The sequence below is a fragment of the Glutamicibacter ardleyensis genome (assembly GCF_014644555.1).
Lineage (GTDB): Bacteria > Actinomycetota > Actinomycetes > Actinomycetales > Micrococcaceae > Glutamicibacter > Glutamicibacter bergerei.
Map to the genome: position 1 here is coordinate 62,010 of NZ_BMKX01000010.1, position 18,704 is coordinate 80,713.

The 18,704-nt window shown below is 56.5% G+C and carries 15 protein-coding genes; 6 read left to right on the top strand and 9 right to left on the bottom strand.

The window, feature by feature from the left end; genetic code table 11:
- Window positions 1-85 precede the first annotated feature (85 nt).
- Window positions 86-484, top strand: coding sequence for a hypothetical protein (locus IEX04_RS15960; protein WP_188687134.1), 399 nt, complete (start codon window positions 86-88; stop codon window positions 482-484).
- A gap of 20 nt (window positions 485-504) precedes the next feature.
- On the opposite strand, the gene IEX04_RS15965 is transcribed toward IEX04_RS15960, so the two are convergent.
- Window positions 505-2,109 (bottom strand): chitinase, encoded by a 1,605-nt coding sequence (locus IEX04_RS15965; protein ID WP_188687136.1) that lies wholly within the window; start codon window positions 2,107-2,109, stop codon window positions 505-507.
- A 277-nt stretch (window positions 2,110-2,386) separates the two neighbouring features.
- Between IEX04_RS15965 and IEX04_RS15970 the strand changes: the two genes are divergently transcribed.
- Window positions 2,387-4,696 carry a glycosyltransferase family 2 protein gene (locus IEX04_RS15970; protein ID WP_096256150.1) on the top strand — a complete coding sequence of 770 codons (2,310 nt, stop codon included), beginning with the start codon at window positions 2,387-2,389 and terminating at the stop codon, window positions 4,694-4,696.
- A 5-nt stretch (window positions 4,697-4,701) separates the two neighbouring features.
- On the opposite strand, the gene IEX04_RS15975 is transcribed toward IEX04_RS15970, so the two are convergent.
- Window positions 4,702-6,063: a nucleotide sugar dehydrogenase gene (locus tag IEX04_RS15975; RefSeq protein WP_188687143.1), complete on the bottom strand. Its 1,362-nt coding sequence runs from the start codon at window positions 6,061-6,063 to the stop codon at window positions 4,702-4,704.
- An 838-nt stretch (window positions 6,064-6,901) separates the two neighbouring features.
- Between IEX04_RS15975 and IEX04_RS15980 the strand changes: the two genes are divergently transcribed.
- The 4 genes from IEX04_RS15980 to IEX04_RS15995 all read left to right on the top strand — a co-directional run bounded on the left by IEX04_RS15980 (window position 6,902) and on the right by IEX04_RS15995 (window position 12,806).
- Window positions 6,902-9,550 carry a helix-turn-helix transcriptional regulator gene (locus IEX04_RS15980; protein ID WP_382344685.1) on the top strand — a complete coding sequence of 883 codons (2,649 nt, stop codon included), beginning with the start codon at window positions 6,902-6,904 and terminating at the stop codon, window positions 9,548-9,550.
- Between the two features lie 166 nt (window positions 9,551-9,716).
- On the top strand, window positions 9,717-9,953 hold the full coding sequence (locus IEX04_RS15985) for a heavy-metal-associated domain-containing protein (RefSeq protein ID WP_188687147.1): 237 nt from the start codon (window positions 9,717-9,719) through the stop codon (window positions 9,951-9,953).
- Window positions 9,954-9,988: 35 nt separating this feature from the next.
- Window positions 9,989-11,992, top strand: coding sequence for a heavy metal translocating P-type ATPase (locus tag IEX04_RS15990; protein WP_188687149.1), 2,004 nt, complete (start codon window positions 9,989-9,991; stop codon window positions 11,990-11,992).
- A 97-nt stretch (window positions 11,993-12,089) separates the two neighbouring features.
- Window positions 12,090-12,806, top strand: a complete 717-nt coding sequence (locus tag IEX04_RS15995; protein WP_188687152.1) for a Crp/Fnr family transcriptional regulator — start codon at window positions 12,090-12,092, stop codon at window positions 12,804-12,806.
- 78 nt (window positions 12,807-12,884) lie between these two features.
- Here IEX04_RS15995 and IEX04_RS16000 read toward each other — a convergent pair whose 3' ends face one another.
- The 7 genes from IEX04_RS16000 to IEX04_RS16030 form a co-directional block, all read right to left on the bottom strand.
- Window positions 12,885-14,036 (bottom strand): N(5)-(carboxyethyl)ornithine synthase, encoded by a 1,152-nt coding sequence (locus IEX04_RS16000; RefSeq protein WP_188687154.1) that lies wholly within the window; start codon window positions 14,034-14,036, stop codon window positions 12,885-12,887.
- Between the two features lie 132 nt (window positions 14,037-14,168).
- Window positions 14,169-14,687, bottom strand: a complete 519-nt coding sequence (gene idi, locus IEX04_RS16005) for an isopentenyl-diphosphate Delta-isomerase (RefSeq protein WP_096256143.1) — start codon at window positions 14,685-14,687, stop codon at window positions 14,169-14,171.
- A gap of 32 nt (window positions 14,688-14,719) precedes the next feature.
- Window positions 14,720-15,580 (bottom strand): prenyltransferase, encoded by an 861-nt coding sequence (locus IEX04_RS16010; protein WP_096256142.1) that lies wholly within the window; start codon window positions 15,578-15,580, stop codon window positions 14,720-14,722.
- Window positions 15,577-15,903 (bottom strand): lycopene cyclase domain-containing protein, encoded by a 327-nt coding sequence (locus IEX04_RS16015; RefSeq protein WP_096256141.1) that lies wholly within the window; start codon window positions 15,901-15,903, stop codon window positions 15,577-15,579. The genes IEX04_RS16010 and IEX04_RS16015 overlap by 4 nt, the downstream gene beginning before the upstream one ends.
- Window positions 15,893-16,243 carry a lycopene cyclase domain-containing protein gene (locus tag IEX04_RS16020; RefSeq protein WP_096256140.1) on the bottom strand — a complete coding sequence of 117 codons (351 nt, stop codon included), beginning with the start codon at window positions 16,241-16,243 and terminating at the stop codon, window positions 15,893-15,895. The genes IEX04_RS16015 and IEX04_RS16020 overlap by 11 nt, the downstream gene beginning before the upstream one ends.
- Entirely contained in the window at window positions 16,240-17,829 is a 1,590-nt protein-coding gene (gene crtI / locus IEX04_RS16025) for a phytoene desaturase family protein (protein WP_170947838.1), read from the bottom strand. The genes IEX04_RS16020 and crtI overlap by 4 nt, the downstream gene beginning before the upstream one ends.
- Window positions 17,826-18,704 (bottom strand): phytoene/squalene synthase family protein, encoded by an 879-nt coding sequence (locus tag IEX04_RS16030; protein WP_188687156.1) that lies wholly within the window; start codon window positions 18,702-18,704, stop codon window positions 17,826-17,828. Before IEX04_RS16030 ends, crtI begins: the two co-directional genes overlap by 4 nt.

Sequence of the window (18,704 nt, forward strand, 5' to 3'; positions counted from 1 at the left end):
TAAGCAGGAGAATTATTAGTGACCCGCATCTCATCGTTGGCATAGACCACGTAGAGCAGCGGGCTGGGATCACACTTGGGGACAGATGATCACTCAACCACTCGAAGCGCATCCGGGCCAAAGCGCAGTACCACTATGGACAGCGCGCCAACTCGGCGACCGTATACGCGAAATCGCTTTCGCGCCGGGAACAACTCTTGATCTGGAACTCTTCGAGGAGATCGCCAGTTTTCTGCTGGCCGAGAACCAGGTTGGTGGCATCCGTGCGGTAGTCCACGTGAGCGGGTTGGTCGATGTGTGCCCCGGCGTAGCCACTCGGGTCAGCGCTGCGCGCACTTCCACCCGACTGGCTTTACTGGGCCAGAGCCGTGTGGACCGAGTACTGGCAGGGTTCATGATGGCGGATCTGACCAATGCCGGCTTGGCGGCGTATGTCACCGACATGGATGAAGCCCTCGCGTACCTGGCGGACCCAGAAAACTAGGCGCAGCGGCAAAGCCGGTGCTAGTTCTCCGCAGCCGGAGACGTAGCACTGGCTTTGCTTGGTGCAGAAGGTGTTTTGGCAGGTTTCTTATCAATGAGCTTTCGCACCGTCGCGTTGTCCAGGACCATCCATGACGAATCGGTGGATCCTTGCAGGGCTGCTTCCGGCGATTGCGCCGTATTCCACCATTTGGCCTGAACCACGCGGCCTTCGAAAAGCACCCGGTCATCCTTGGTGTAGACCTTCTCCGGGGACCAGCTCGGGTACAGGCCTGCCGGAGCTTCGAGCACCGCGGCAGGCTTGTCTCCCGGCAGCACCGGGCCCACCAGACTCCACGGTTGGGGCTGGTCTTTTCCTGCGGGGGCATCTGGTGCCGAATTCTGGTTCCACCATTTGGCTTCGTAAACATTCTTGCGCCATACGGTCCGGTCACCCTTGACATAGGCGAACTGGGCATTCCAGATCGGATAAGGGCTGGCGTCCGGATCATCTGCAATAGCAGTCTCCACCGGCGCTTTCTCTCCAGATGACTCCAGGGAAGGTGCGACCGCCGGCGTTTGCTGCCCCAGGCCGGCTGACAAGAGCGAAGCGAACTGCCCGGTATCCTGTGCTACGCCACTGCAGTTATTGGAGACTCTGTTCAGATCCGGATAGGTCTCCCCGCAGCCGGCATCGCGGTTAGCAGACCAGAAGGAGACCCGGCCTACGCCCTGCGCCAGCGCGAAGCGGTTCAACTCCACGGCATCTTCCAGGCTGAACACCTCACCAAGCAGGTCATTCTGGCCGATCATCGGTGTCACCCCGATTTTGCGCCACAGCGACCGTTCGCCCAGCTTCTGCCCCTTGGCCTGATACAACTCGTCAAGTTGCTGATGTGCAGTTTGCGCGGCTTGAATTGACGCCGTTGCCATCGACTGGCCGCTTTCCCGGGTCTGCCCGAAGTTCATCGTCATCAAGTTGACCCCGTCGATCCGCACCCCGGCATCCAGCATGCGCTGCACCTCGGCCACTCCTTCCGGGGCGAGTCCGAAGGTTGCCGCCGGCAGCGTCAGCCAGAGCTGGAAATCTGTGTCTTGTTGGAGCTGCAGCACAGCCTCGACCCGGCGTTGGCCGGCCTCAGCGTCACTCAGGTCATCGCCTTCAATGTCCAGATCCAACGTGGTGGATTGGTAGCGATCCAGCACTGCGCGGTAGGCGGCAGCTGTAGCCGCCGGATCTTTGCATGCGGTGGCGAGCTCATCATTGAGCAGTCCCCCGGTCGATACGACGATCTGGCCACCGGCGGCATTAACCCGCGCGGCACGGCGATCCAGGTCAAAGACTTCAGCGGCCTCGTCCATTGAGTAGTAACCGCCCCATGAGGGGGCACAGTCATCCTCTGGATCTGCGACCACGAACCCGAGAACCACCCGCTGCTCCGGAGCCGCGGATGCACCGATGTCATAAAAAGGCGTGGAGGTGGCATCCACATAGGCACCGAACCACTGGTCGGCATCCGCCGCGGCGGCGCTGTCGTTGGCGCGATGCCAGTAGGCCAGTCCGCCGGCAACCAACGCAGCGATGGCCGCCGCAACTATGAGCACCCGAACTGGCGACAGGCGTCGACCTTGAAACTGTAAAGCCATGTGGTCCCCTTAGGAGGAGCAAAGAAGAAAATCGCTGACTAGCCGGACGCAGGCGGGCATCTGCAGGCAACGCCTGAACCCCGCCTCAGCATGATTCGAGGGCGTCAGTTCGCACCCGCCGGTTTATCGTATCCCCATGCGTTAGAATTGTGCCAATTACGCAGCGCCTGCGTGCCTGAGGTAGCCCCGCCAGCTGGGTGACGATTTTTGAGCTGGCATTATCTGACTCACGAGCTACGTGCTCAGTATCGATTCATCATCTCGCGAAGGAACCCGCATGAGCTCTGTCAAAAATGATGCCCAGCAGGCTGCCGCAGGCAGACGTCGGCAGTGGGGTTCGGAAAAACGCTCCGACCCTTTGCCGATAGTCCATCCAGCCCCCTCGCGCCGCAAACTGGCTTGGGGCCGCGTGGCCATTGTGACGACTATCGCCGCGTGGTTCTCCTACGTGGTCAGCACCATTCTGCGGGAGTTGGCAAATAATCCAGGCGTGGGGTTCCGATTCCAATTCGAAGCTGTCCTCTACCTGTTGGTGGTCACGCTGCTGACCTTCTCGGCATTGATGTACCTCACCGCGCGGCAGGGCGCGCTGAACCGGTTCGCTGCCCACCGGCGTGTGCCGCGCGGGGAACTGGACCGGCATTTCCGCGACCACCGCGAAAGCATTACCGTATTGGTGCCCAGCTATGCTGAAGAACCTGCCGTGGTGCGGGGCACCCTGTGGTCTGCTGCGCTTCAGGAATTTCCGGCGATTCGTGTGGTCCTGCTGATCGATGACGACCCATTTCCTCGCGATGAGACGGTTGCACAAAAACTGGAGCTTACCCGCGAGCTGACCGGGGAGATTCAGCGTGCGTTGCAGGAGCCGTTGGCACGCACTCAATCGGCGCTGGATTCCTTCCGTCAGGCGGACCATAGCGAGTCTCACCGCCTGCTGGAAGAATTGATTTCCAGCTACCGCTGGTGCGCTCAGTGGCTGGAAGCCATGGCTGAAGCTGAAACTGTCAGCGACCATGTCGAGGAATTCTTCGTCGATTCGGTGCTCATGGGGCTCTCCCGCGAGCTGCGGTTGACCCTGCTGGCACTGGAGGCAGCTCACGCCCAGGATTCCGTGCCGGACACTTCCCGGATGGAGGAACTGCACCTGCGGCTGGTGCGCATCTTCAACGCGCAACTAGTGAACTTCGAGCGCAAGCGTTACGCGAGTCTCTCCCAGGAAGCCAATAAGGCGATGAATCTCAATTCCTATATTTCTCTGATGGGCAAGCAATGGCTTCCCGAGCAGCGCGGCGACGCTCTGATCTTGCGTGAATATGCCCCACAGGGCCAGCACACCAACGTTGAGGGCCTGATCAGCATCCCGGACAGCACCTACTTACTGACGCTGGATGCTGACTCAATCCTGCTGCGCGATTACTGCCTGCGCTTGGTGTACTTCCTTGAATCGGAGGAGAACTCGCGCGTTGCAGTGACTCAGACACCCTATTCTTCCTTCCGAGGTGCCCCGACCCGCATTGAGCGGATCGCAGGTGCAACGACCGACATCCAGCACATCCTGCATCAGGGCAAGACCCTCTACAACGCCACGTTCTGGGTCGGTGCGAATGCGGTGATCCGCAAGGAGGCACTGCAGGATATCGCCCAGGTGAACACCGTGGGCGGCTATGAGATCCATACGTATATTCAGGACCGCACGGTGATTGAGGATACTGAATCAAGCATTGATCTGGGTGCCCATGGATGGGCTCTGAGCAACTACCCCGAGCGGCTGAGTTACAGCGCTACCCCGCCTGATTTCGGCTCGCTAGTGGTGCAGCGCCGACGGTGGGCCAACGGCGGGTTGCTGATCATGCCCAAACTCTGGAGGCAGGCGCGCGAGCGGCGGCTGCAGCGCAATCCCCTGCGATTACGCGAGATCTTGCTCCGGGTCAACTACATGTCTTCCATTGCCTGGGCCAGCGTTGGGCTGATCTTCCTCCTGGCCTACCCATACGACAGCCGTCTGCTCAGTCCATTGATATTCGCTGCGGCCGTTCCCTACTTCCTCTGCATGGGCAGCGATCTTCGTGATTCCGGGCACCGCTTCAGCGATATCTTCCGCATCTACGGCTTTAATCTTGTGCTGCTACCGGTGAATATGGCTGGGGTGCTTAAATCCGTTCAGCAGGCTTTCACCGGAGAGAAGATTCCCTTCGCCAGAACTCCCAAGGTGCGCGACCGCACGGCCGCGCCAGCATTACACGTCGCGGTTCCTTACATAATCGTGCTCTTCTCACTGTTCACGCTATACCGCGATGTGCTCAGTGAGAACTGGGGCAACGCAGTCTTTGCCGCGTTGAACGCCGTCTTGGCGGCCTACGCCATCAGGGCTTATATCGGCTTCAAGAATTCATTGTCCGATATGACGCTCGGACTGGTGTCCTGGCTGTTCGTGAGCCCTAAGAAAAGTCCTCCGGTGGCCGCGGCTTACCCCCCAGCTACTCCGGAAACTACGGATTGGGAAACAATTTTGTACCAAGGCGACCGCAGACTAAACCGCGACCTGCGCGGGAAAAACGACCGACGCCGACGGATCAATCTGCGCTGAGATGCTTAGAGCGGCACCCGGTTCAGGATTCCAGTGGCCCGATAGGTCCCATCAATTACCGTATCCGTCATGCTGATCCATGACAGGTCCACATGGCTGTGCGCAGTGTTTAGGAAGATGAGATCCGCGCCGAAGTCGTGCGGGTTCGGGTATCCCGAAACATGGGTATCCCCAAGAGTTATTGGACCGGCAAAGTGGTGATCATGGAATCCCACGTGCGCACCAGCCTCAAGCAGCAACGACATGATTTCAAGACCCGGAGAGTTAGACAGGTCTGCCGTGTCCGGGTAGTTGGACAAACCAATGATCAGCACCTTGGAATCGGAGAGCTCTTTTCCCAAATCCACGAGCACTCGCACGCAACGTTCCACCACCGCGGCAGGGCGGTGTTTATTGGACTTCACGGCCGCCTCAAGTACCGGAAGCTGTAAACCATGAGCTTGTGATTGGTTGAGTATATGATGAGGGCCAATGGTTAGCTCGTAACCACCGGCACCCGAACCAGCGGTGAATCCCGCAACAGCATCTAGATTTAGATTGACTGACTCCAGAACCTCCTCGAATGGAACATCGAGTTCCGTACAAGCTTGCGCGAATTCGCTGGTCAACGCGGTCTTTACCGTGTGAAAAGCGGCTTCGAAGAGTTTCGTCATCTCCGCGGCTTCCAAGCCATAAGTACGCTGGAACTTGAATACTCCGTGTCCGAAAAACTCCACTGCCGCTTCTCGGCAGGAAGTGGTGTATCCACCGACTAGTCGTGGGACATGAATATTTTTCTGCTGGGAGATAGAGACGTTAGCCGGTTCCGGGCTGAATGCCACATGGATATCAATGCCTGGCACTAAGGTTCGATTCCGGAGTGGTTCCACAATCAATTCGCGAGTAGCACCTGCGTAAGTTGTCGTGGTCTGCACAATGAGCTGACCTGGTGACACTACGTTCACCACGAGGCCGCAGGCATCACGCAGAGGCGAATAATCTGGGACGTTGGCTTCAGATACCGGTGTGGGTACGCAGATGATCAGCACTGCAGCTTTAGCAAGTTCTTCCGGATCGGCAGTCAGCGTCAGCAGCTGCGCGCCCATTGCGTGGGCGATCCTCTTGTTTTCGAGCAACGATAAACTCATAGATCCACTGGAAACCTCAGCGAGTCGGGACTCAGAGGCATCAAAACCAAGCACCCGCTCTTTGGAGATGCACTGATTGTGAAGCGTCCGCACTCCGACGGGCCCCAACCCGATCACTGCGATGTCGTATTCAAATTTGTTGTCAATACGCGGATTCTCGCCTACAAATTCTTGCGGCGAGTCTCCGGTATCAACAACCTCCGACAGACCGAGTTTGCCTCGAATATTAAGTACGGTCATCACGCTTCCCCCAAGAAGTCTCCAATATACCGTTCAGAATACTACGGTGCTCCCACTTTCCTTCGAACAGGCGCAGGGCCAGCGCAACGCTTCCTCTGTACTCCCCCAAAAGTGCACAGTGAGTTGACACCTGCCCAGCAAACTGTCGGTCCGTCCTGAAACAAGCTTGAACTGGTGCATGTCAAGTTGGCTAGTGCATCCGACGGGGAATATAGAAAACCCCATAGCGATGAAAGGAACGTGGGGTTAACCCCACGTTAAACGCATACTTCAAAGATGACGCTTCAACTACTATCTTGCGTACATGCGCCGTTTAGTGATGACCGCTCCGCGGTCAATTCTGGAACGCATCCAGGCTGTGTGCTGGTCTTCCCCAGTCGAACTCGATGTGCAAACACCGTATGGCATGGAAAACAAACCTTGCCACGGTCAAGTCATGTTTTCTTACGTTGAGCTTATCTGTGCCGAGCTCCAGGAAATAATGTCAGTGCTTAGACCCCAACTGCAGTGCGCTCGAAACCAAGCCTTCAGTGCCCACTGGACGTAAGAATGTATGCCAAGTTTATTTTTGTTGAGAATACATCCAAGACGTGAAAACACATCCGTAAATAGTTTCTGAAACACGACGTGATACTTTTCACCTATTTCCGATGTCAACGTATTGTTGGATTAGTCGGCCATAAGTATGATCGACGAGGTTTCGCTGAGGAGCGTTAACTGCACTCGCAAAGGTTCGTCAGTTCTGGGCCTGATTTACGTACCTTGGGGGTACTCGACTTGTTGATTTTAAATCCGCATTCTGCCACCGGGCGATATCAGTTCTGGCCGGGTCACCCCTATGCGTAACAGGCAAGTGCTTCTAGAAAAGCTAGGAAAATTCACGAAAGGGCACCGTGACAGAGTTGCCATCGTGTCTGGCGGATCCGGCTTGGGAAAATCCTGGGTACTCGAGCAGATTGGTCAGCGGCTCGATGGGCAACCCCACCGGCTTATCCGTTCTAACAAACATGATTCGGCTTGGCCGCTATCAGGGTTATTCTCTTTTATTTCGGCTATTCCGCTGAAGCTTTCACCAGAGATCTCCGGACTCGTCCCTGATTCCACGGATGCTGAGGTGGACCGTTATCGAATCGCCATAGCCCTGCTTCAAGAACTCACCGAGAAAATTGAACCAGACACGGTATTCCTCATTGACGATTTGGATTTCATGGATCCCGACAGCCAAAGGATCTTAGGATTCCTTGCAAGCCGGCTTCAAGGCAACCGGGTCAGTTTCATCGCAACCACTAATTCGGCCACAGTACCTGAGCCATTCGACGTCTTCCAACGCTTTCCGCTGGAAATGATGGATTCACTGACCCTGAAACAAATCGCCATAGACGAAAGTGTCTTTGAGCTGCAGGAGTCCGTCGCCGAAATTCTCGTTTGCTTTGCTCGAGGAAACCCAGGGACTCTGCTCGAGCACCTGAGTTCCTTGTCGGAGGCACAAAAGTCGAATCAGGAACCGTTGACGCTTCCGTACCATGCACGGATAGAGTCCTCTTCCACACTGCGCGCTCTGGAAGCGCGCTTTACCGCAACGCAGATTACGGCGTTGAAATACATCGCGATTGGCCCGGTGCTGCCATTCGCCGTGGCCATAAAAATTCCTGATGTCACGGAGCATGACGTCAGCGAACTGGTCAACGCCGGTGTCGTGAGATTCAGCCAAGAATTACTCAACCTTCCCAATGCCCTCATGCGCAGCCATTTGTTTTGGGGTCTCGGCTCTATGCAACGCCGCCAGATGCATCTGCTCATTGCCGAAGCCGCAAACTCCATAGAACTCAAGCTATTTCATCAAAGCCGGGCTGACGATTCGCAGATACCCTCACACCAGCTAATCCGAGGTGCCGTCCGCCTAGTTGACGACGGCTTAATCCATGCAGCCATTGAAGTCGTTGAATGGGCCCTAACCCGCCTCGATAGTGAGCATCCAGCTCCCGAAGTCCTTCAATTCATTCAACAACTGGGACGAAGTGGACACTTAGGTATTGCCTGGCGCTATATTAAATATCTTGATGGCTTCAGTCTGGCCCCTGAGCAAAAACTCATGTTGCTGAACCATGAGGTAGAACTACGCGTTATAGAAGGCTCAATCATCCCCACTGCCAGTATCCATAGTGCGGTGGAAGAGCACCACGTCAATAACCTCGCGCTCAGCGCAAACCTCATGAGCATGAGCGCCCTTGCCCTGTGCCTCGATGGAAAGCTTGGCGAAGCACACACAGATTTGCAGCGTGCCCGGGAACTATTTTCTGCAGCTGAATCTGCGCCTAGTCCACGTTTCCGACACGCGCAAGTACTCCATGATTCGTATACCGGACATCAGGCGTCGGTGATGTCCAGCTATCAGTCGGTGATCCAGCGAAAAGCAGCAGACGTTAATGGCATTACATTCCTGACTGTCGCCTCGGCCCTCTCGACGCTCGGCTACCACGAACAGGCGCGCACCGCACTTTTGCCGGTGCTGAACGGGACCAGAACCGAGATCGTCTACCAATCCCTAGGGCTGCTCTACGAAGCCCAATTTGCTATCACTGCCCATGATGTACCGCGGGCATTACGCGCGGTAGAACGCTGGAACGCCTCACCTAGCGTGGACTTGATGCGTCCGCTGCCAAGCATCGTCAACGCGTGGTATTGGATCATGAAAGCCCGTCCCGATCAGGCTGGTCCCATCCTGGATGCCTTGCGGCCATTTGTTATAGGTCAGCTGCCCTCAATCTACTCCACACTCGTCACCGAGCTTCAAGGACTCCAAGCGCTGATGAGCGCCAGGTTTGATGAAGCAATCACCTACTTCCAGCAGGCGCAACTGGCATATGGCGAGATTGTCAGTATCCATTACGTGGAAACCTGTGTGAATCTCATCGAGGCCTTTTCCTGCGCACATCATGACCAGGAAGCGGCCAACGAATTCAGGGCGACGCAATCGTTGATGGCCAGAATTTCGGGCAGGCATGCAAAGATGCTGATACTTCGCGCTCAAGCAATCGCATTGCCCGGGGATATTTCTCTTGCTCGTTTCCAAGCTCTCCTTGATACGTGGCAACCTGCCGATGGCCAACTCGAGCTCGCAAGAATCCACCACTGCTTCGGTACCCGGTTGGGAACTGCTGGCCGGCAAGAACAGAGCATCGAGCAGCTTGTCATTGCGCGCACCATCTACCGGAATATTGGGGCCTTAGGTTGGGCGCAACGCGTCGATTCCCAGCTTTCACACGTCACCGAGAGCACCTCGGAGGACACTTCTTTCAAAATGCTCTCCCCCGACGAGGCTCAGGTGGTCGCCATGGTTCGAAAAGGCATGACGAATAAGGATATCGCCGAAGAATTGTTCATTACGGTCAGTGCCGTGGAGGCGCGGCTGACGCGGCTATTCCGCAAAACTGGTACACGTAACAGGCAACAGCTTTCGGCGCATTTCACTGCACGCTCGAACTAACGCACAAGCTCATTGGCAGTTGGCGCTTTGCCTGCAAGAACTTCCGCGAATCAGGCACTTGATCCACGTCAAGGACAATATTTCAGCACATAGATACGCTCGGAAGCAATGGTTGGAATCCCCTCCAACTATTGCTCCTTCTCTTTTTTGAGCGAAAGGTTCCACCATGTCCAACACGACTGCAAGCACCCACACCCTGCTCCGTGCCGAAGGTTTCTCCTGCCCCTCATGCGTATCCAAAATCGAGAAACAGGTTGGCCGACTAGAAGGCGTTGAAAAAGTTCAGGTGCACTTCGCCTCGGGCCGCGTTGAGGTAGACCACGACCCAGCCCAAACCTCCGTTGAGCAACTCATTGCCGCTGTGGACAAGGCCGGATATAAGTCCGCGGTCTCGGCCTTCTAATCTCCTGTCGATAATTCAGAAAGGTCGGCGTGCTCGTGAAAGCGCTTGGCAAATTCAGGTACGGAAACTGGTTTATTCCTGTGGTTTCCGGTCTGCTAATTCTTCTCTCCTTCGGTGTTCAGTACCTGTTTGCCGGGCAGTGGAACGCCACGCTGACGCCTCGCTGGTGGTTTGCAGCCACCGAACACTCCCACGAGACGGGCCATGTATTTACCCTGTCCAACGCGTTGATGCTTGCTGGTGGAATCGTGGCCGGCTACAAAATTAGCGTGAACGCGGTACGGGCCCTGCAGGTGAAGTTCATCAGTATTGATCTGTTGGTCTCTATCGCTGCCCTCGGCGCGGTGCTGATTGGGAACTTCTGGGAATCGGCAGCGGTGACCTTCCTTTTCTCCGTAGGCCACGCGTTGGAAGCAGGAACCATGAATAAAACCCGCGCTGCTCTCGCCGAGCTGGTCGCGGTAGTTCCTGATCAAGCCGTCGTCCTGCGCAATGGTGAACAGGTTCAGGTACCTGCCACCGAGGTGAAGATGGGCGAGACGGTACTAGTCAAAAACGGTGCCAAGATCCCCGTGGATGGGCTGGTCATCAGCGGCACCGGGGCGATTGACGAAGCCACCATCACCGGCGAATCCATCCCGGTTGAAAAGTCGGCCGCAGACCAGGTGTTCGCGGGAACTATTTCTCACGGTGGCTTCCTTCAAGTCAAGGCCACCGGCACCGGCGCTGACACCACGTTGGCACGCATCATTCACCGCGTGGAAGAAGCCCAAGATGCCAAGGCTAAAACCCAAACCTTCATTGATCGTTTTTCCAAGTGGTACACCCCGGCCGTAATGCTGCTCGCCCTGCTGGCATGGCTCATCTCTGCAGACGTGGTACTTGGACTGACGTTGCTGGTCATTGGCTGCCCAGGTGCATTAGTGATCTCTATCCCGGTGGCCATTGTGGCAGGTATAGGACGCTCGGCACGGAACGGAATCCTGATCAAGGGTGGCGAATATCTGGAGAATGCCGCAAGGATCACCGCGGTAGCCGTAGATAAGACTGGCACCCTCACCGAGGGGCGCCCTGTGCTCACCGACATCGTGGTGCTCGATCCGAAGATGGATCGTTCAGCAGTGCTTCGCTGGGCCGCCGGCGCCGAGGCAGGATCCGAGCACCCGCTAGCTGCACCGATTTTGGACACCGCCCGTGACGAAGGGGTTTCTCCCACCACTCTAGCCGAAGATGTCACCCCGGTGATTGGCAAAGGAATCGTTGCCCACGTTGAAGGACAACAGGTTCTGGTGGGCAATACCGCGCTCATGGCTCAATATGGAATTACTGAATTGGGTGCTTCGGCAGAAGTTGCTGACGAGCTCTCCGCAGCAGGAAAAACCGCCATGATTATCGCGCTGGAAGACCGTGTCATCGCAGTGATTGCAGTAGCCGACACGATTCGTGCCGAGGCTCCGGCAATGATCCGCGAATTGCACGCCATCGGGGTGAGGAAGGTCGTGATGCTCACCGGAGACTCCCGCAAGGTGGCAGAAGCTATCGCTGCGGCGACGGGAATTGATGAAATCCAAGCCTCCTTATTCCCGGAAGACAAACTCGCCGCCGTCGCACAAATGCAGAGCGAAGGTCACGTTGTGGCCATGGTCGGTGACGGGGTCAATGATGCGCCGGCCTTGGCCACCGCGGACATCGGTGTGGCCATGGGTGCTGCCGGTTCGGCGGTCGCAGTGCAAACTGCGGATATCGCGCTCATGGGAGACCGGCTGCTGAAACTTCCGGAAGCAATCTGGCTGGCCCAACGCACAGTACGGATCATGCGACAGAACATCACCATTGCCTTGGGCACGGTGCTGATATTGCTCGCTGGAGTCTTTGCCGGCGGGGTGAGCATGTCGCTGGGAATGCTCGTCCACGAAGGTTCGGTGCTCATTGTCATCCTCAACGCCATGCGGCTGATGCGGGTTCGTCCCACGCAAGTTGCCGTACCTGACCAGGTCGCCACGGGAGAGGATCAAAAGAATAAGGCAGCACTTCGCTAAGCAGCAGAACAACTGCCACAGCCAGATAACTTTGGCGGTGGCAGTTGTGCGTCTTTTCATGGAGGATAAGGGCATAGCTGAGGGTAAGGAAGATCTGATGCACACCAGTATTGCTACGGAGAAATCTGCGGGAGCAAACGAGCTTTGTGTAAGCCGAGTACCGCTATTTCAATCATTGAGCTACGAGCAACAGCTAGAGGTTGCCGGGGTGGCACATGCGATTCATTTGGACCGCGCCGAGGTATTCTACTCTGCTGCCAGCAACAATTCTCAGTTGCTGGTGGTGCATACCGGGCGGGTAAAGATTTCCCGCACGAATTCCAACGGTCACGAACAAATTATCCGGGTTCTGGGTCCGGGAGATTTTTTTGGTGAGTCTGCGTTCCTGACAGGAATCAGTCCAGAGAATGATGCGACTGCGCTGGAGGACGCTCAGTTGTGCGTTTTTCGCCATGCAGACTTAGCCCAGTTGATACAACGTCATGCAAGCATCGGATTGTGCATGCTTCAAGATGTCAGCCGCCGCTTAGGCGAAACAGAATCTCGTTTGGCTGCGGTGATTTCCGCAGATGTCAGCTCTCGCCTGGCAGATTATTTGCTGTCACTTCCGGCGGTGGCATCCGCTGAGCGAGCATTGGAAGTGGTACTCCCCCTGGCGAAGAAAGACATTGCCTCGCTGTTGGACACCACTCCTGAGTCGATTAGCCGTCAGTTGCGTTCGCTCAGTGAGGCTCGGGTCATCGTTCAAGGACGAGGAAACCGAATCACATTGCTCGATATCGATGCGTTAAGCGAACTGACCAACGCGCTATAGAGCTTCTGCGTACCAACCATAAACGGTCGGTACGCAGAAGACTGACTTAGATCTCACCAATCACAGTCTGGAGAGATCTTAAACTAGCAATTCATGTGGATAGTTCGCCTCACGGTGCTGAAATTCCAAGATGGCCGGATTCTTGATGATGCCGTCCTGAATTTCAATGGCGCTGGCAATGGTCCTATTCTCATTCCAGGCGCCAGGCCCGGCGAGCACCACGTCGAGGAATGGCAGCAATCCATCGCTGATTTCCCAACTGGCCGAGTTCCACAGGTAGGAGGGCGAATGGTCCACCGCGTAATAGTTGATGTTCTTTCCCACGCTGAACATTGGATCGGCAAAAGTGGTCGGCTTAGCCCATTCGAAGCCCATCCCTTCATCGCAGGAAACATCAACGATCAGGCTTCCTGAGGCAAAGGCATCTAGTTCTTCAGTACTCAGATACATCAGCGGTGCATTGGGATCCTGCAGCGTGCAGTTGATGACCATGTCGTGTTCGGCCAAGAACGGTGCCAAGGGCACCTTGCCGGTATCGGTGGTCACTTCGCCAAGGTGAGGGCCGTCATCGTGTTCGAACTGCACCATGTCCACCGCGTGAATGGGTGAGGCCACCGCTGCCACAGCGCGTGAGGTGAGCACCTTGATTTCATTGACACCGTGCGCGCGCAAGGCGGTCACGGCACCGCGAGCGGTCGCGCCGAATCCAATGACCACCGCGGATAACCGGCGTCCGTAGTCTCCGGTCACACCACATAGTTGCATGGAATGAAGTACCGAAGCATAACCGGCTAGCTCGTTGTTCTTGTGGAATACATGAAGCCCAAAGCTTCCGTCGACACCCCAGTGATTCATCGCTTCGAAGGCGATCAGCGTCAGCTTCTTGTCTATCGCCAGCTGGGTGAGTTTTTGATCCTGGACACAGTGAGGCCAGCCCCAAAGGATTTGTCCTTCACGCATTTCTTCAAGGTCTGCATGTTGCGGCTTAGGTAGCAGCACGATATCCGCGGTTTTCATGATTTCGCTTCGTGAGGCAATTTTGCCTACCAACAGTGCGAGTTGTTCGTCATCGATGCCGCATGGGAGCCCGTAGCCGGTTTCAACCATCATTCGTTTGCGAAAGCGCTCTTCGATGCGCTCAAAGTGCATCGGGTGGATCGGTAAACGCCGTTCATCGGTCTTCTGTGAAGTTGCAATGACACCCAGTGAAAGGTCATTTGTCGAATTCATGCGTTGTTTTCTCTTTCTTTGTGGAGCAGGCCACAATAGACCACCCCATACAGCTCACGGTACAGTGCCGTACCAAACGCCAGACTTATCACGACGCATTCGAGCCGATGGGGAGGCGAGAAAAACGCGGACTCAGTGGGCGGGCTGCGGGGAGAACTGGGCGAGTTGTTCTACCACCCATGGGCTGAACGCCCAGGGGGTTTGCGACACCGAGGTTTCGAGGTTCTGCACCTTCACCCACTGGTAATCCATGACTTCGTCAGGATTAGGTGCCAGTTCGTTGTCCAGCGTCGCGACGAAGACCGGGCATCGTTCGTTTTCCACGATGCCCGAAGCATCTACGGCACGGTAGGCAAAGTCCGGCAGTACCACGCTCGGTTCGCTGATGCGCGCGCCTAGTTCATGTGCTGCGTGGCGGCGTACCGCTTCCTCGATTGGCTCCTCTGGCATGGGGTGTCCACAGAAGGAATTGGTCCAGACCCCTGGCCAGGTAAGCTTCGACAGTGCCCGGCGGGTGATGAGCAATTGGCCTTGGGAGTTGAACAGATAACAGGAAAACGCCTGATGCAAGGCGGTGTTTTCGGTGTGCACCAATTCCTTGGGACATGCGCCAATTGGTTCGCCGTCCTCGGAAAGCAAGATGACGTCCATGAAGTGATTACTTCCTTAGCTTCGTGGTTCGCCTAGGCGAACATGGTGGTGTAAATAATCAGCATAGTAAGCAAGAAGCCACAGAGGTAATTTACCCACAGGAACCTCTTCCATGCCCGGTTGACTTCTTGGGAATTTGCATCCGTGACCCGCAGGTAAGGCAACGCATTGAGCAGGTATGGGATGACCAGTAATGCGGCGGCGGCCGAGGGCCAGCGGAGTCCCAGAACCAGCAATGCCCCGCCCACTAGGTAGGCAATTAAAACCAAGTGCAGGGTCAATCGCGCGCCAAGCACGGTGGCAATTGATCCGAGCTGTCCTTCACGGTCAGGAATGATGTCCTGGATGGCACCCAGTGCATGGCTGGCCATTCCCCAGAGCAAGAATGCGGCGAATACGCACCATTGGGTGCTTCCCACGGCGCTTCCTGCCAGCACCCAGCCGTAAACCGCGGGCGAGAGAAAATGTATCGAGCTGGTTAAGGAGTCGAGGCCAGGGCGTTCCTTAAAACGCAGCTTCGGTGCACTATAGGCCAGGACCGCAAACAGGCTGATCAGCAAGATGATATTTGAAAGCGCCGTACCACCGAGCAGCAGTGCCACGACAAACGGCAGCGCACTGATCAGGCTTGCGGCGAGGATCATGCGGTGCTTGCTCTTGGATAACAGCGCTCCCTCAATGCCTCCCTTGCGTGGATTGCGCAGATCAGATTCATAGTCAAAGACATCGTTGACCCCATACATGAGCAGGTTGTATGGGAAAAGGAAGAACACGGTACCAACCACCAGCAGCCAGTCAATGTGCTGTCCGGCAATCAGGTAAGCGGCTGCGAATGGGTAGGCGGTGTTCACCCAGGACACCGGGCGGGAGGTCGCTAAAATAGCCCGGATCATTCCGCCGCCTCCTTTTCAACAGTTGGCTTGCCGCCAAAGAGCCACCAGAGCGCAGGCATCAAAATCACCGCTGCTAGCGGGTAGAGGAAATCCTCTACAGGTGCTCGTCCCAGATACAGGCCAAGCAAGGTTTGCTCCCCATAATCAAAGAGCCCGGCGGCAATCATCACATTGTCAAAGACGGCGGTGAGCACCAGCATGATGCCCAGTGCCATCCCGAGTACGGCGAGCGCTTGGCGGTACTGGATCCGTTTGACCACAAGAACTACCAGCAATAGCAGTGCCGCGGCAGCGACAAACCATAATCCCATTTCAAGAAACATTGTGACCTCCGGTGGTCCTGGCGTTGTTCCTGCGCAGTGTGCGGCGTACTACCGGCAGCCCGGTGACCACGACCATGGTGGAATAGCACAGGAAGATCAGGAAGAAGACTTCTTCCAGCGGTAGTTGTTCGGCCACCATGATTCCTGTCATCAGCTGTGAATCCCGGTGCAGGAAGATCCCTTGGCTAATGGCCAGAACATCCCACAACAGGAAGAACGCCGTGCCCAGAATCAGGCTCAGTAGTGCGGCCAGCGGCTTGGCAAAAATGAAGAGCTTAAAGCGCGCATCAATGAGGGCCATGCAGGCAAGCAGTCCCAGCAGGATCAGCAGATAAATCACAGTTTCACTCCATACTTCTGGGTCCACCAGGTCTCATCGATGGCTCCTGGAGTGCTGATGCCGTTGACTGCCTTTGCGGCCAGTTCCCCGCTGATCAAGCACATGGGTACGCCGATACCCGGGCGTACCGAGCTCCCGGCGAAGTAGAGACCGGAGACTTTGCTGCTGCGGTTCTGCGGGCGTAAAAATGCACTTTGCCCCAGGGTGTGTGCCAGTCCTAAAGCGGAGCCTTGGAAGGCACCGTATTGGCTGGCGAAGTCTGCTGGTCCGATGCTCTGGCGCACTACAATGCGTTCTCGCAGATCTGGGATCTTGGCCCACTGCGCCAGTTGGTCGATGGCCGCGTCAGCTACCCGTTCCACCCTCGCATCTCCTTGACCGTCGGCTCCCCCGCTACCCCAGTGCGGCAAGGCGGGCGCCGGTACCAAGATGAATAGATTCTCGTGCCCTTCCGGAGCAGCGGAAGGATCGGTGGCGCTGGGTTTGCATACGTAGATGCTGGTACTTGCGGCGAGATCGCGGCCCTCGTGGATTCGGGCGAAGTTATCGTCCCAGTCCTTGGTGAAGAACAGGTTGTGGTGTTCGAGTTCTGGAAGGTGGCCTGTGACGCCTAAGCAGAGCAGTACCGCGCTTGGGCCAGGATCCTTGGACTTCCAGCTCTTCGCTGGATAGGTATGCAGTGAAGGATCCAGCAGTTCACCTTCAAGGTGGTGCAGGTCTGCGGCCCCAATCACCGCGTCGGCTTCAATGCGTTGCTGCCTGCCGTCAGAGTCAACCCAGCGCACTGCTTCCACCGTGGTTTCCGGGCGCCGCCCGGTTTCAATTTTTGTGGCTGTGGCTCCCAGCTTGATTTCTACTCCACGGCTCTGCGCGAGGTCGCCCATCGCGTCGGCGAGCGCCGCAAATCCTCCCATGGGGTATTGCACCCCTTGGGTGAGATCCAAGTGGCTCATCAGTTGGTAGAGGGCCGGGGTGCGCCGCGGACTGGAGCCAAGGAACACTGCCGGGTAGCCCAGGATTTGGCGTAGTTGCGGGTTACGGAAGCGCTTGGCGACATAACCTTGCAGGTTATTAGCCAGCAATGTAGCCAAGGTCAGCGCGTGGCGCGCTATCGCCGGGCGTACCAAGCCCTTGAGCGTGTTGAAATCGTCGTAGAGGAAATGATCCCGGGCCAGCCTGTAGCCGGTCGCAGCCCGATCCAAGTATTTCGCTAAGGCAGGGGCAGAGCCCGGTTCCAGCTGCTCGAAGAGGTCCTTTACTTGCGTGCCGGTTCCTACCTCTACCGGGCTGTCACTACCTTCAAAGAAGGTTCGGTAGCCAACCGGTAGCTGACGAAGATCCAGGTGCTGGTCCACACTGGAGCCCATGAGCTTGAACCAGTGTTCAAAGACCTCGGGCATAAGGTACCAGGAGGGTCCGGTATCAAAGTTGAAGCCTTCGCGGTGCAGCCGTCCGGAGCGACCGCCTAAGCTGGCGTGCTGTTCAAGCAAGGTCACCTGGTGTCCGCTGGCCGCCAGCAAACCGGCACTGGCCAGTCCGGAGAACCCTCCGCCAATCACCACGATGCGCGAAGAAGCTGTGCTCATTTAGTACTCCAAGAAATAGTCGCGAGCACGGCCTTAAAGGTAATCAAAGCCTTGCGTGGTGTTGAGACCGAGATCCGCCCGGTCAGCAGCTTCCGCGCCGGGGTGTTATCTATTTGTCGATTGAGTTCGGCAAATAAGTCGTGGGCTATACGTACCGCTCGCGCGGCGCTGGGAGCGAGCAGGTTAATGCCTTCTCGCGCTATTGCCAGGTCTGCATAGATCTGTGCGACTAGCTCATCCTTCTGGGCCTCGCTAAATGTGTGGGCCGCAGCACCAGGGAAATAATTACGTCCCAGTTGTTGGCTATCGGCGGCAAGGTCACGCAGGAAGTTCACCTTCTGGAAGGCTGAGCCTAAGCTTCTGGCGGCCTGTGCCGCCTTGGGTGAATCACTGTGATGTTTGCCTGGCATCGCGCGGAAGACTTGCAAACACATCAGTCCCACGACTTCGGCTGAACCGTAAATATAGTCTTCTAAGGAGGAGGCGTCGTGATCGTTGCGAACCAGGTCTGCACGCATCGAGGCGAAGAATGGTTCGGTTAGTTCCACACCAATACCGGTGGCCCTGCAGGTGGCTGCGAAGGCATGGACCACCAGGTTAGTGCTGTACCCGCGTTCCATTCCCTGTACGGTTTCCGCTTCCAAGGCATCTAAGACGGCTGCCACCTGAGGACCGCTCAAACCGGCCTCACTGGCTACCCCATCTACTACCTCGTCAGCAAGGCGAACCAACGCGTAAATATTGGAGATGTGCTGGGCAGAAACGCGGTCCAGCATTTTGCAGGCCAATGAAAAGGAAGTTGAATACGCGCCGATGACCACCTGGGCACTGCGGGTGGCCGTGGCTGAATAGCGTTGAAGATCTGTCAGTTCCAT